Annotated in this window: 15 protein-coding genes; all 15 read right to left on the reverse strand. The window is 45.7% G+C overall.

Annotated features, from left to right (window positions below):
- Nucleotides 1-45: 45 nt before the first annotated feature.
- Entirely contained in the window at nucleotides 46-1,779 is a 1,734-nt protein-coding gene (locus BTO30_RS01050) for a flagellinolysin (protein WP_075396853.1), read from the reverse strand.
- A gap of 89 nt (nucleotides 1,780-1,868) precedes the next feature.
- Entirely contained in the window at nucleotides 1,869-3,743 is a 1,875-nt protein-coding gene (locus BTO30_RS17795) for a flagellin N-terminal helical domain-containing protein (protein WP_075396854.1), read from the reverse strand.
- Between the two features lie 295 nt (nucleotides 3,744-4,038).
- Nucleotides 4,039-4,263 carry a carbon storage regulator CsrA gene (gene csrA, locus BTO30_RS01060; protein WP_075396855.1) on the reverse strand — a complete coding sequence of 75 codons (225 nt, stop codon included), beginning with the start codon at nucleotides 4,261-4,263 and terminating at the stop codon, nucleotides 4,039-4,041.
- A 4-nt stretch (nucleotides 4,264-4,267) separates the two neighbouring features.
- On the reverse strand, nucleotides 4,268-4,711 hold the full coding sequence (gene fliW / locus BTO30_RS01065) for a flagellar assembly protein FliW (RefSeq protein WP_075396856.1): 444 nt from the start codon (nucleotides 4,709-4,711) through the stop codon (nucleotides 4,268-4,270).
- A 13-nt stretch (nucleotides 4,712-4,724) separates the two neighbouring features.
- Complete coding sequence (locus BTO30_RS01070; protein ID WP_075396857.1) at nucleotides 4,725-5,285, reverse strand: DUF6470 family protein; 561 nt, start codon at nucleotides 5,283-5,285, stop codon at nucleotides 4,725-4,727.
- 15 nt (nucleotides 5,286-5,300) lie between these two features.
- The gene (flgL, locus tag BTO30_RS01075; protein ID WP_075396858.1) at nucleotides 5,301-6,185 is read right to left on the reverse strand and encodes a flagellar hook-associated protein FlgL; all 885 of its coding nucleotides are present in this window, start codon (nucleotides 6,183-6,185) and stop codon (nucleotides 5,301-5,303) included.
- A 16-nt stretch (nucleotides 6,186-6,201) separates the two neighbouring features.
- The gene (gene flgK, locus BTO30_RS01080) at nucleotides 6,202-7,938 is read right to left on the reverse strand and encodes a flagellar hook-associated protein FlgK (protein WP_075396859.1); all 1,737 of its coding nucleotides are present in this window, start codon (nucleotides 7,936-7,938) and stop codon (nucleotides 6,202-6,204) included.
- Between the two features lie 12 nt (nucleotides 7,939-7,950).
- Nucleotides 7,951-8,388, reverse strand: a complete 438-nt coding sequence (locus BTO30_RS01085; RefSeq protein ID WP_075396860.1) for a flagellar protein FlgN — start codon at nucleotides 8,386-8,388, stop codon at nucleotides 7,951-7,953.
- Nucleotides 8,389-8,402: 14 nt separating this feature from the next.
- Complete coding sequence (locus BTO30_RS01090) at nucleotides 8,403-8,840, reverse strand: YaaR family protein (protein WP_075396861.1); 438 nt, start codon at nucleotides 8,838-8,840, stop codon at nucleotides 8,403-8,405.
- Nucleotides 8,841-8,859: 19 nt separating this feature from the next.
- On the reverse strand, nucleotides 8,860-10,620 hold the full coding sequence (locus tag BTO30_RS17800) for a flagellin N-terminal helical domain-containing protein (protein WP_075396862.1): 1,761 nt from the start codon (nucleotides 10,618-10,620) through the stop codon (nucleotides 8,860-8,862).
- A 3-nt stretch (nucleotides 10,621-10,623) separates the two neighbouring features.
- Nucleotides 10,624-11,064, reverse strand: coding sequence for a flagellar export chaperone FliS (fliS, locus tag BTO30_RS01100; protein WP_245796274.1), 441 nt, complete (start codon nucleotides 11,062-11,064; stop codon nucleotides 10,624-10,626).
- A 44-nt stretch (nucleotides 11,065-11,108) separates the two neighbouring features.
- Nucleotides 11,109-11,393 carry an EscU/YscU/HrcU family type III secretion system export apparatus switch protein gene (locus tag BTO30_RS01105; RefSeq protein ID WP_075396864.1) on the reverse strand — a complete coding sequence of 95 codons (285 nt, stop codon included), beginning with the start codon at nucleotides 11,391-11,393 and terminating at the stop codon, nucleotides 11,109-11,111.
- Nucleotides 11,390-13,567 (reverse strand): hypothetical protein, encoded by a 2,178-nt coding sequence (locus BTO30_RS01110; protein ID WP_075396865.1) that lies wholly within the window; start codon nucleotides 13,565-13,567, stop codon nucleotides 11,390-11,392. The genes BTO30_RS01105 and BTO30_RS01110 overlap by 4 nt, the downstream gene beginning before the upstream one ends.
- A 69-nt stretch (nucleotides 13,568-13,636) precedes the next feature.
- Nucleotides 13,637-13,906, reverse strand: a complete 270-nt coding sequence (gene flgM, locus BTO30_RS01115) for a flagellar biosynthesis anti-sigma factor FlgM (protein WP_075397054.1) — start codon at nucleotides 13,904-13,906, stop codon at nucleotides 13,637-13,639.
- A gap of 144 nt (nucleotides 13,907-14,050) precedes the next feature.
- Nucleotides 14,051-14,464 (reverse strand): TIGR03826 family flagellar region protein, encoded by a 414-nt coding sequence (locus tag BTO30_RS01120; protein ID WP_075396866.1) that lies wholly within the window; start codon nucleotides 14,462-14,464, stop codon nucleotides 14,051-14,053.
- Between the last annotated feature and the right edge of the window lie 28 nt (nucleotides 14,465-14,492).

Genomic DNA, 14,492 nt, shown 5'->3' on the forward strand with positions numbered 1-14,492 from the left:
AAAAAACACGGCCGATTTTCTTGACCGTGCTATGTTCTTGCTTAATTAACGAAGTAACTGAAGTACACCCTGCGGAGCCTGATTCGCCTGCGCAAGCATCGCTTGAGCAGCTTGAGAGAGGATCGAGCTCTTCGTTTGGTTCATCATCTCTTTTGCCATATCCACGTCACGGATACGGGATTCCGCAGCCGTTAAGTTTTCAGCAGAGTTTTGCAGATTGGATATAGCATGCTCCAGCCGGTTTTGCAGAGCTCCATAAAAGCTTCTCACACTCGAAACGTTTTGTATCGCCCGATCCAGCTTTTCAATCGCCATTTCACTGTTGATTTGATTCGAAATATCCCAGTCGGTTAAACGAAGTCCGCTTGCAGTTAAGTTAACAGACGTCATTTTCATTGTCTGATCGGAATTCGCACCAATATGGAAAGCGATTTTAGCCGCTGTCGTATCCTTTTCCGTTTGTTCTGTCACTCCATCAAATTTGATGTTAAATACGCCGGCGTTATCAATTGTTGCATTATTGTCAATCGTATCCTCCTGGCTGCCGGCAAAAGAACTGCCTGCGATGGAACCATTTAAAATAGCCCCCGAAGTCGCTGGATCAAAATCTGAGCTTGTCGTCAAGTACGCATCTACATCCGCACTGTTATTAAACCAGTTAATAAAGTCTGCGGAAGTTGTAAAATTATTCAGCGGGTGAACAGCATCTGCAATTACCGCTAACTCCCCTTGTGCTTGCTGTGTAGTATTGGCAAAAGCTTGGTCTAACGTATCCCCTGCTTCTAGCCGATCAATAAATGCGTTAATGCCGCCTGCGGTAATTTCATGCAGCGTCTTCACCGCGGCATATGCTGCATCATACTCCCCATTAAATGGAGCAGCCGTATTGACCGTTAACGCTCCATTGTCGGCTTGCACACCAGTAAAGCCGTTTCCGCCTTGGATCGCCGTCGCTAAACCTTCCACAAACCAGTTTTCATCATTGCTGATGCCACCGTTTAAAATCGAAGGCATTTCCGTATATTGAACAGCATGGACAATTTCATGGGCAATGACCGTATCAAATTGACCGCCAGATTCTCCGGCGGGAATTTGTCCGTTGGCGTCTAATAGTTTATCTAAGTTTAAACCAAGCTCAAGAGTGGCGCCTCCATCTGCTGTCGACATATAGGCGGCTCTTGTCTCGGATGCATTCGAATATAGCTTCACCGTTAACTCTTTGTTTGCTGGAAAATCAATCCCCAAACTATTTTTAATGGTCGTCACGGCGTCGTCAATCCACCTCGGCACCCTGAACATAAGATCATCAATCACTTCAGAGCTGACACCAGTTATCACCGGGCCATTCGAACCTAAAGGTGTTCCCTTGTTTAATAATTTGATCGTGTTAAATTCGGTATTTTGGGCGGTATTATTGATTTGTTCTTTAAGCTGTGCTACCTCATCATTCAGCGCTTTTCGGTCACTGTCTGTTAACGTGCCATTTGCGGACTGAACAGCCAATTCCCTCGCTCTTTGCAGCATCTCGTGCACAACAGAAGCCGCCCCTTCCGCAGTCTGTATCATTGATATACTATCCTGGGCGTTGCGGGCCGCTTGTTCTAAACCCCGGATTTGACCTCTCATTTTTTCAGATATGGCCAGACCTGCCGCATCGTCGCCAGCGCGGTTAATGCGAAGACCGGACGATAACTTTTCCATCGCTTTTGATTGTGAAAAAACAGCATTTGAAAATTGCCGATATGTATTTAAAGCCATCATATTATGATTGATTCTCACACAGGCACCTCCTTCATGTAAAAAATCGCCGCATTCATTTAGAAAAAGGCCTTAGGTATATACCTAAGACCTTTTTCACGAAGCTAATATTAACCAAGCAATTGAAGAACTCCTTGAGGTGCCTGATTCGCTTGCGCAAGCATTGCTTGAGCAGCTTGAGACAAGATCGAGTTCTTCGTTTGATTCATCATTTCTTTCGCCATATCCACGTCACGGATGCGTGATTCCGCAGCTGTTAAGTTTTCAGCAGATGTGCCGAGGTTGTTGATTGAATGCTCCAAACGGTTTTGGAACGCACCAAGTTTAGAACGCTCAGCTGAAACTTTTTCAAGGGCATTATTAATGACCGTGATCGAGTTTTCCCCGCCTTGCTGTGTGGAAATGTCTACAGAAGACAACGATAATGAGCCAACTGACATTTCAGAAATGTCCACTTTCATTGTCTGATCCTGGTTAGCACCGATATGGAATGACAATGAATTGTTTGTTGTCTTATCCTGCGCATCCTGTGTTTCTGAGAAGTTGCTCATGTAGTTATTAAACTTGTTATTACCTGCAATGGATAATTTTACGTTTTGCAAATCTTTTGATTCGCCTGCATCACCAGTAATGACAATATTACCAGCTGCATCTCTGCTTACCGAACCAGAAGCAAGTTTTAACGCACCGCTAATGGCGCCTAGTAATTGAACATCTGTTGAAGCACCGGATACTTTAAATGTCGCACTGCCTGCAGTTCCATTAATTTCAAAAGAAATGGAAATTGTATCACCAGCTTTAACTCCCAGAGAATCTCCATCCTTGTCAGCTAAGTTAGTCAATACCGTCGTATTAGCTAGATCTGCTCCGGATGCTACTCCAATAAGCGTTAAGCCAGTATCACCTGCTGCTGATTTAAATTCATAAACATTTTTATCTGTGGCTGCGATCGTAAATTTAATAGAAGTACCGCTTACAGCAGCCGTAATTCCACTTAATTGCCCATTCGCATCCAATTGCGTATTTAGCGCTGCTACTAATGCAGCTTCATCTTTATAATCAGTACCGGATGGAAGTTTAACAGTTTGATTCGTTCCATTCACACTGATGACAAATTCATTGTTTCCACTGTTTACGTTATAAGCATCATTAACATAGGCATTTGCTGCTGCTGTTGTACCACCTGATGCTACAGTAGTTGAAGCTGTCGGAACACCTAAACGGCCCAAAATAGTACCCGAAATTGTTACAGTTCCAGAACCTGTTGCTCCATTGTCTTTAAATACAAACTTCCCGCCACTAACTGTTACATCAAGACCTGAATAAGCTGCTTTTGAATTAAGACCGCTTGTTAGAGCAGCCGCCAATTCAGCTGCAGTATATACACCGCTGGCAATTGTGACTGTAGCAGCTGTGGCACCACCTGAATCATTCACTGTGAATGTTTGGCTGCCGCTAATATAAATTGCATTTTCCGAAGGATCACCAGCAACAGATCCCAGGACTTGTGTACCGCCAAGTGCAGCCGATTTTAAAATGTCTCCTTGAGCCGTTTTAGCAGCAGAAAGATCACCGTTCAACAATTTTTTTGTATTGAATTCCGTTGTGTTGGAAATACGGTCGATTTCTTCTTTTAACTGAGAGATTTCTTTTTGAAGCTCTTTACGGTCTGCATCTGTCGCTGTATCATTGGATGATTGAACAGATAGTTCACGCATACGCTGTAGAATGCTGTGCGTTTCGTTCAATGCACCTTCAGCCGTTTGAATCAAAGAGATACTGTCTTGAGCATTACGTGTCGCTTGGTCTAAACCGCGAATTTGTCCGCGCATTTTTTCAGAGATCGCAAGACCTGCCGCATCGTCGCCCGCACGGTTAATGCGAAGACCTGAAGATAGTTTTTCCATTGATTTACCTTGAGCCGCATTTGCCGCACCAAATTGGCGGTATGTGTTCAAGGCTTGAATATTATGATTGATAATCATGCTTTGTTTCCTCCTTGAGTGTGACTGCCCACATCCTTGTGAACAGTTTAAAATTGACAGCAAAAAAACAGGTCGGCCGCCCTGTTACATTGCTTACATGGTTAATATCGGTTAAAACGGGAAATGTTTAATGGTTTTTGAAAAATTTTTGTAGCAAATGGATGAATGAACACGAAGAAAGCTTCATTGTTTGATATTTACCATTTTCATATCCCGATATTTTTAGGCAGCAGGGGGCGGTTGAAGCGTGTAAATGATGCTTTGTCAAAAAGTCTAAAAAAACTCCCTTCGGCAGCTATTTCGGCGGGAGTTTGAACAGTCCGGCTAAATTTTCTACACCAGCTGAAGCGGATTTGTTTTCGTCGCCAATCTGGACGTAGATTTCTTTCCTGTGGATGTCAACATGCTTTGGCGCGTTGATGCCTAGCTTGACTTGGTCACCGGAAACGGCAACGACGGTGATTTCAATGTCATCCCCAATCATAAGCGCTTCACCCGGTTTGCGTGTGAGAACGAGCATCGGCTTATTCCCCCTTTACGGCGCCGGTTGGAAAAAGGGAATGGCGCGTTTCATAGGATGTGCCGGTCAAAATGAGCTGGCGGCCGGTTTGATTTTTTTTGTTAATGATGACAGGCGCCTGCAGGTTTGCAGTTGTGTTTTCAAACGGGTCCTGCACGGTCAGAATACTTAAAAGGGTGATGTCTTCCTCTTTTTCAATTGCGAGCGCTTCGATAGACGCATCGTCGATTTTGATGCTGTAATCAAGGAAAAATGAGAAAGGGTCTGTGACAACGAAGCAAAGTTCCGGTGTGGAGACAGACTGAAGAGCATAAAAGACGCTGTTTTCCGGAAAAGCGAGCAAAACGAATTGTTTTTCTTCTTTAAAGCCCGGCAGTCCATTCGCAAAAGTCAAAATATCCGCTTCCTTCAGTTCTTTTTCACCGTGATATTTTGTTTTAATCTTCACTATCATCACCCTTTTAAATCGTTTTGTTTACTACTTGAAATTCAATTGATGCATACTGTTTCAATTGAATATTTACGTCCCCCGGCTGATAATGAATAATCGGCTTGTTGGCGCGTGTGTTGTTTTCAACCGGCCGGACCTGTACGTCAATAGTGAGGACAGCCGGCTCGTAATTCAGTTTCACACTGCCATGTGATGGAATCAAACCGGGCTCTGTTTCATAGTTACGTGTCGAGTGGCGTGCAGCCTGGGCCACAATTGCATTGCGTCCTTTATACGGGTCGGCAAGTTCACGTCCTTCCGCGGCGCGCCGTCCGGTTCCTTCCAATGCTTTTCTCATGCCTTCCGCAGCCATTTCCCGGGTACGCTGAAAAATGTGTTTCCGGTCCATATCCGCCCATGCCTGAGACTGGTCAATCGTCATCAAGCCGGCCTTTGTTTGAATCGTCATGTCGGCTTTCGGCTGCCAGATGTCAACCGATGCCGGCGGCTGCTGAATCGACTGACGGCCGGCTGTTGTCGTCATGCCAATTTGTGCTTTTGTCGTATGAATTTGAATTGTGGAGATATTCATTTATGATGCCTCCCTTTAACGGAGATAATCCATCAATGTCGGCTGGATAATACGCGACGAAACAGACAGCGCTGCTTTATGAACTGTTTCCTGTACGGTCAGTTCTGTTACCACTTTCTCAAAATCAATATCTTCATTTTCCGACAAGATGCGTGATGCGACGACTTCCTGCTCCGCCAACCGCGAATCCATGAGTTCAATTCGGTTGTATCTGGCTCCAATAGCCGCACGCGCATTGGTGATGTTTGTCATTTTTCCGTCGAGATTATTAAGCAAGTTACTCAAGTTTTCACCTGATGTACTTTCCTTATTTTTTGACAGCTCTGCAATCACATCGTCTACTGTATTAAACAAATCTCTTGAAAATACATCTGCTCCACTGACGTTTACTTGAATATACACGCCTTTGGAAAGTTCAAGCTCGACAGCATTGTTATTTTCAGAGAATGTATTCGCTTCAAGATCCACTGGCTTATTCAATGTTTCGGTACCATTGAATAAGTATTTATCGCCAAATTTTGTATTGGCCAGCTCAACAAGATGTTCTTTTAATTGTTCGATTTCCGCTTTAGCGGACTGGCGCTGTTCCGCATTATACGTGTCATTCGATGTTTGGACGACGAGTTCGCGGACACGCTGAAGCGCAAGACTTGCTTTGTCGAGTGATGAATCGGAGTTTTCAACCCAGTTATACGCTTCACCAAAGTTGCGGCGGAATTGCTCCACTTCCACAAGGCTGCGGCGATATGCAATACCTTTCATGGCAATCACCGGATCATCAGAAGGACGATTAATTTTTTTTTGCGTAGCTACTTGTGTATTTAATGTATCAAGACGCTCCAGACTGGATGTTAAGTTTTTCAGCATATTGGATGACAGCATTGATTGTGTTACGCGCATTTCACTTCACCTCTTTTTAACGGCCGGCAACGCCCATGCCATTAATAATTTTATCAAGCATTTCATCCACAATGGTAATATTCCGCGCCGCCGCGTTATAGGCGTGCTGGAATTTAATTAAATTCGTCATTTCTTCATCAAGTGAAACAGATGACATGGACTGGCGGTTCGTTTCAACTGATTCACGCAAAATTCCCGTGTTCTGCTCCATTCGAAGCGCCTGCCCGGAATCAACACCAAGCCGCCCTATTACGCCTTCATAAAAAGAATTGACAGATCCGCTAGTAATCGGCAGATTCATCCCGGCTATATTGACTGAACCGCCGCCTATCAATTCAACAGTCGTCTGATTTAACAGCATCGAAGAGACATTTGCAAGGTTCAGCGCGTTTCTCCCATCACCAGCATCCCCTGAAACAGAAGCAGCAATATCTGCTCCCGTCACACCTGCTGTTAATTGAATCGCGCTTGCCGCTCCTTTATAGCTCGTCGTTGTGATAGCCGGAGGACCATCAAACGAAAAAAGTTCTTTGGCCGCGGTTGTTTGATCTAAATCTTTTCCATGTGCATGAACAGCATTGAAAACCGCAGCCAGCGTAACCGCAAGCTGGTCCAGTTCATCCAGCATATCCGGATAAATGCCCTTTATCTCTGTTGCAGCCGAGGTTTTTTTATATCCATATCCTTCAACCAATCCGCGCAGTTCTCCTTGCGCGAATGTAGGAAGGCCCGTCGTATCGTCGGCAAAATCAATTGAATTTACTGTACTTTTTGCTGACCCATCAGCATTAGTATAGGAAACATCTGCCGGAGGAGAGCCTGCTGTTGTATCACCAAGTGTTGCTGCTACCCATTCTCCTGAACCATTTTTCATAAATACTTCGACTCCTGAAATACCGGTATTCACGTCCGGCACTCCATTCATCATTTTATTATCCGCTGTATTTTTAAATCCAATCTGGAAGTATTTATCGTCTTCAATAATTTTCACTTTCGATCCATCCGCATTCATCATGCTGACTTCATATACACCTTCCGCTATTTCCATGGCGTTTCCGCCGCTTTTAACTTGTGTTACCTCGAGAGCGAAGTATTGAGAGAGTTCATCAACAAGAAGATCCCGCTGATCATAAAGATCATTTGGCAAGTAGCCATTTGGCTCGATTTTTTTAATTTGCTGGTTAATGTCGTGCAATTTTGCGATGGCGGCATTGGCTGCCTTTATTGTTACATTTACTTGATTTCCAAAGTCTAATTGAACGGATTTTAAGGAATCAGACATGTAATTGAACGTATCTGTCACCGACTGTATTCGTTCGATAACGACACCGCGCGCTCCTTCATTTTCCGGAGCACCGGCTAGATCCTGCAGCGACTGCCACATTTCAGACATAACCGCCGCAAGACCATCTTCCGTCGGTTCATTCACTATGTCCTCCACTTTTGTTAACGCGTCTGAACGCGCACTCCAGTAGCCAAGCTTCGTATTTTCTCCACGGTATTGCTGATCAATAAAAGAATCCCTAATACGCTGTACGGAAGCTGCTTCTACACCTGTACCCATTTGGCCAGGAATATTTGGTCTATTTAATCCAACAGCAGGATACGGTTCAGTCGTTTGAAAATTCACACGCTGGCGTGAATACCCTGGAGTATTCGCATTGGATATATTATGGCCGGTCACATACAAGGCGCTTTGCTGCGTATACATGCCGCGTTTTGCGACTTCCAATCCCATAAAGGTTGATCTCATAGTTTTTCTCTCCTATACTTTCGAGTCGAAAAGCGGTCCGGAAGCAGGTCTTACATCATCTCCGTCCGGCGCATATGTGCCAGCATCAGGCGGAGCAAGCAAATCCAGCTGCAGCTGAACGAATTGAAATGACTGTTCAACCAGTTCAAAATTCAAAGCATTCACTTCTTTTAGCTGCAACAGCACCCCAATTAACTCATCGCGGATGCATTCGACATGCTTTTGTTCGTCCGGCGGCAGTGACGGCAATATATCACTGACTGTCTCATCCGATTCACCCATTCGTCTTTTTTCCAGAATGGTGATGGCTCCGACATGCTTTTGCTCTTCCCGGACAATTTTGTTCAAATTGTCCATATTGTTTTGTTTGATCGCGTCCGTTTTTAAGTGAGCGAGCTGCAGCAGGCTTTTATGAAGCGACAGCTGTTTCTCAAGCGTCTCCAAAAGCATGAGCGCTCCTCCTTTTACGTGTAAATATTGATAAGCAATCCTTGAATTTCTCCGACCTGCTGTAAAAGATCAAGCTGTGACTTTTCTTTATTAATGACATCATTCGCCAGCTGTGTCAGCCGGCTGTCGACTTCTTTGACAATTTTATATATTTTTGTCCGTCCGCGCCGGTTAAAGCCCCGCTGCTCCTCTAATTGAAGTCCGCTATTTACTGCTTCTTCCATAAATTCCTTAACCATTTTTTTATATTTGCGCAGGTCGTCAATCGTCCGGTGCTCGGCCAGCTTTTCTCCTTGCGCTTCGATGTCCTTCATCATACCGTTCATTTTTTCAAGTGCGGCATTTTGACGCTTATTAGCGATTACATCGGTAAAAGTCACAGATGCTTTAGCCAGTTCCTCTTTTCGCTCAGTGCGGGATGGGGATACTTTATTTATGCGCTGTATTTCCATTGTCATTCACCCCGTTTGATTATTGAAGAAGCTGCAGCACACCCTGCGGAAGCTGATTTGCCTGCGCCAGCATCGCCTGTCCGGCCTGATTCAGAATGTTATTCCGCGTAAATTGTGTCATCTCTTTTGCCATATCAAGGTCGCGGATACGCGATTCGGATGCGGTTAAGTTTTCAGCAGCTGTTTGAAGGTTAGTTGTCGTATGCTCCAGACGGTTTTGAATGGCCCCAAGCTTGCTTCGTTCCGTGGAAACAAGACGAATGGCATTATCGAAAATAGTAATCGCCTGTTCAGCACCGGAAGTTGTGCTCACATTCACACCTTTGACAGCTTCTACGCCTACCGCCGTAGTATCTATACGATTTTCTTTTCTGCCGATTCCTAACGATGATGCATCCATTACATTAAATCTCAAAGACAGCCGCTCTTTTTCATTTGCTCCGATTTGAAATCCTAAAGTTAATTCATGCTCAATCGCTGTTTCGTAGTCGTTGTCCTTTAATCTGAACTCAAGACCGTTTGAACCGCCATCGTCAGTCCGAATAGTACTTAACGTTATAGCATTTTTAGAAATCGTCATTAAATGACCGGATGCAATAGCCCCACTGCTTTGAGCTGTAGTAAAGCCACTTTTTATTTTCGTTAATAATGATGAGATGGTTAAGCCCGATTCCGTGACATCAATTGTCAGTTTCCCAGATGAATAAGCCACACCTAATGTGCCAAAATAAATCGTCAATCCATCCATCTTTAATTCATCTCCAGCCGATGGAAGGTCGTTAAAAGAAAGAGTAGCATTCTTAGGGGTGTCTGATGTCATACTTGCACCTAATGTAGTTGTACCACTCGTTGTGTACGGGTTCTTAAAACTAACACTGCCGGATAATGAAGTTGAAACAGCTTCATTATCCCCTATCATATTTTGTACATCTGCAGGGGACATGGGCTGAGTTGTTTCAAGCTTTAAGACTCCACTGTTGACTGCTCCGGAAGAGGCCATTGCTGTCGAAAAATTAAACAGCGGGTCCTCCTTGTCTATAGCCGCTCCAAGCGCGGTGATCAATTTATTAATATTAGCTGCTTTGCTTGCCTGCGTTCCGGAATTGGACCACGATGCAATGTCGACAGCTATTCTTCCAAATGTCACATTACCAGAACCATTTGTATTAACTTCGTATGTTTTACCATTAATGATAAATGTTTGTCCGTCGATTGCTCCGCCGGACAATGCGCCTGCCCCGCTAGAAAATTCAATATTTACTTTTGCCGGTTTAGTTGGTCTGGATGTAATCGTTCCGGACCATATTCCTCCTGATCCAGCATAAGCGACTTCATTTGAATTAATTTCGGCAAATGCCTGCTTTTGGCTGCTGAATAATACTTTTTGGTTAAATTGTGTCGTTTTTGCAATCCGGTCGATTTCATATGTGAGCTGATCGATTTCATCTTGAATGACTTGACGATCTGTATCTTCTAGTGTTCCATTTGAAGCCTGGACCGCCAATTCACGCATCCGCTGTAAAATCGCATGCGTAGACGAAAGGGCGCCTTCTGCTGTTTGAATAAGTGAAATGGCATCCAATGCATTTCGTTCCGCCATTTCAAGACCGCGGATTTGCGAGCGCATCTTTTCAGAGATGGCGAGCCCCGCCGCGTCGTCCGCCGCGCGGTTGATGCGAAGACCTGAAGATAGTTTTTCTAAGCTTTTGGATGTGGCGTTATGTGTGCTATTCAAGTTGCGGTAGGCATTTAACGCCTGTATATTGTGGTTAATTCTCATCGATTACTTCCCCGTTTCGAGTGTATTTGTCGGCTGATCTTCGACGATGACGTGTTGTTCGTAGACATTTTGTTTTCGTTTCACGGGCGCTTTTGCCGTCGCGGTTTTCAGTGCTTCATTCCAGGCGTCGGACAGCATTTGAAACAGGTTCTCCGCTTCACGCAGTTTGGCCGCATCCTTCTGCAGATTGGCCTGTATGACAGCGTCAGCGATATAGTTGTAAACAGCGTCAAGCTGGTCGGCAATGATGCCGGCTTCGTAATTGATGCCGGCTCCGAGCCGCTCAAGAATATCGTTAATTTTTTGCATGGAACGATTCGCTTCGACAAGTCTGCCTTCTTTTAAAAAGGCTTGGGCGCTTTCGAATTGATTAAGTCCTGCTTCATATAGGAGCGCCGTAATTTGCTGCGGCGTTTTTTGGTAGATCATTTCTTTTGTTATCACGTGTTTCCACCTCATTATCATGTATCGGCAAATTTTGCCGGACTTTAATACGTGGATTCCATTTCTTCAATTAAAATCAACATTTCGGCGATGACCGAATATAGCTGCGGCGGAATTGAGTCGCCGAGATCGATGTCTAACAGTTCGGATAAAAGCGACGAATCCTGTTCCATCGGGATGCCGTGCTGATCCGCCAGCTCAAGGATTTTAGCGGCAAGCGCACCCTTTCCTTGTGCGACAACGGTCGGAGCGCTTCCTTCCTCATAACGGATGACCGCGGCAGATGGCCCGTTCATCTTGCGACGGTTGATCTGGTTATAATAGCTCATATCGTAAAATCAAACCCTTTCGCACTTGACGTTGATTCGGCTTTTTTCGTTTCCGCCTTCTGTTCTGCATTCTGAAAAGCGCTGAATTGGACGGCGCCGACACGGTAGCCGACGTCGGACAATCGATCTTTTAATACCGCGGTGAGCGGCTCCATTTTTTGCTGGAAGTCTTCTTTGTCATTTTGCACTTTCACCGATAAATTCCGATCGGCGGATGAGATGGTGATGCCGACCGGACCAAGTTTTTTCGTTTCGAATAGAAAGTGGATAGAGCAGTTTTCCCAGTCGACCTGCTGGCCGCCGCTTTTTGACCGGATAAAAACGTTCACATTTTCCGCCTGTCCGCCGAGCAAAAATGGCAGTGACATCATCATCGACTGCAGACCGGATTCTGGTTTACTTAAAAGCTGCTGGCCGGTTAAATTCGTGGATGCCTGTTCACCGGACTGCTGGCCCATTGTCGCGAGAAGTGCCTGCTTGACCGCGTTCGGTATTTCCGCTTTTCCTTTTAATAATGCCGCCGCCTGCTCATGTTCGTAGTTAAGCCCCGCCGCGCGGACGAGTTCAAAAGCGCTGCGGGCCGTCGGCGTGTCATAAAGTCCCGCCATGGCGCCGGCGAGAACGCGCGGTGCCGTATCGGCTGTTTCCTGCATGATCATATGCATGACTCGGGCATCCGTCGGCTTAAATATCACTTTTTCAATGAGCGCTTTCACTTCCGCTACGATTCGGGCAGCCTGCTGTGTATCGCCTTTTGTGAGAAGCTTTCGCGCTTCCGCGAGCTGGCCTGATGCCTGCATAAGCTGCTTTTCTGTTTTCATATCGGTATACAGCATAAAATCGCCTTTTAAAATGGCGTTGTCGAGTGTTTTAATGGCCGTTTCAATGACCAGTTTTGCCTGCAGCACCGCTTTTTGATTCAAAAATAATTCTGTCGTCTGCAGGTTCCGGGTAATATCCCTCTTAAAGCTTTTAAAGTCAATAGCGGACTGTGACATTTTTTCCGTAATCCGCGTCACAAGAACGTCTTTTGAAGCTGGCGGCACCTGCGCGAATAATTCATCCGGAACAATTGGCGCCGCCTGCGTCGCGGGCGGGGGAATAAGCGGTTCCACTGCTTTCATAAGCTCCCCCCGCGCGGCCATTTCTTTTCCTGAAAGGAAAAGGGCTTCTGCTTTTTCAAACGAGGAATTCAATTCCGGCATCGTCTCTTTTAAATGAACGAGAACACGTTCAAACAATGGTTCCTTTTGAATCAGCTGCGCCGCTTTTTGAGCGGGTCCCGGTTCTGTTTGTTCCGTTTCCGGGATAGTGATACCGGACTCCGGGAGGGCTGATGTCAATTTTGTTTGCGCCATATCAGCAAGCTGAAGAGCTTCTGCCATCGGCTTCATTGCCGCGGCCCGGTCGCCCGCAAATAAGGTGCGCAGCGCTTTCACAATATCCTGAACCGGCGCGTTTTGTTCCAGCTTGCGGGAAAGTTCGGCCAGCAACGTGTTATCAGGCTGCTGCTTTAACAGCGTTTGTACAGCCTCTGTGACTTTTTGTTTAGCGGCATTATTGAGCACTTCCACTTCCATGGCAGCCGCTCGTTCAAGCAGTTTCGCGGCTGGAATGTTGTTTGCTTCAGCCATTTTTTTCAATACGGCAGCTGTTTCCGCCGACATTCCGTTTTGCTTCACTAACGTTTCAATCTGCTTGACAATATCCTCCGGAAGTTCAGCGGACTTGACCATATTTACGGCTTCCTGCACGCGCCCGAGCTGCAGCGCTTTTTCGATTGCGGCACGCGTATTTTGAGGGAAAGGAATACCGGACTCTTTCAGCCACGCCGCTGCTTCTTTGCCGAACGGGACACCCGTCGTAGCCGCATGGACCGCCTTCAATTTTGATTCATCAGGCATAATTCCTTTATCCGCGAGCGCTTTAACGGTTGTGAGTTTTTCGGCTTCAGTACCTGGAGCCGTTTCCATAAAGCTTTTAACCGCCTGTGCCCCTTCTTTCGTGAGCGTGATTCCTTTTTCTGAAAATGCGGCGAGTTCCGGCGGCTGTTTCGCTGTGTTCGATGCCGCTGCTGTATTTGAATGACCCGCTGCCGGTGCGGCGATTTCTCCTTGAACCGGGGCTGCTCCAGGTTGAAATGGCAGAGCAGTGCGGTCTGACTGAATTTTCATCCTCTGGACTCCTTTCCTATTTGTATGCATAAAGAAAGATCGCCCGGAGTGGTCTCGTGGGCGATCCGGTTATGACTGTCCATAAAAGTTGAGCATGGCTTTCGCCGTCGCTTTGGCATCCGGTTTGTATGTGCCCTCTGCGACCTGTTCTTTCAGAAGCGCGATTTTTTCGCGGCGTTCAGCTAGTAGTCGTGTTGAGTCCTGCATCTCTTTAGCGGCGTTTGAAATTTCCAATTTATCGCCTGCTGCTGCGCTGGCATTTTTTGCAGCGTCCGCTTTTTTCAGCTGCTTCTGATACGGATTCACACCGTTCAGCCCAGGTGTATGATTAATCTTCATATCCGTATCCCTCGCTTTCTGCATTTATCTACTGTGCTTCTTATATCGGCAGGATGACGATAATGTTTAATATGAAATATTTCGCGGTTTTTAAAGAGTGATTTTCTCCCATGGACAATAAAAAAACCCGCCGGCCGGCAGGTTTTAGTCTTTTCGTCTTCCATGATATGTTTGCTGATGCTGCTCTTTTCTGGCGCGGTCAAATTCCTGTTCGCGCTCAAGAATTTTTAAGTCATTTTCAAATTCATCAACGCAACTGTTGCACATTTTGCCTTTTTGAATAATCGTGCCGCAGCGGTCACACGGGTAGCCGAGGTTCGGAAACTGGGCAGCCTGCAGACGGCCTTTTTTGACCCATCTATGAATCATTTCTTCTGTCGCCCCGCTTATTTCAACGATGCGCTCGAGAGTAGCTGCACGGTTTTCACGCTTGCGTAAAAACGTATACGCTTTTTGATACATTTCTTCTTCAGAACGGGAACATTTCGGGCATACTTCACGAAACGCATTACTCATATAAAGCTCGCCGCAGCGCGGGCAATCAACCACTTCATTCATGCCATTCACCTCGTGTCTGTTTCTGTTA

It is taken from the genome of Domibacillus antri (assembly GCF_001936625.1).
Classification (GTDB): Bacteria; Bacillota; Bacilli; order Bacillales; family Domibacillaceae; genus Domibacillus; species Domibacillus antri.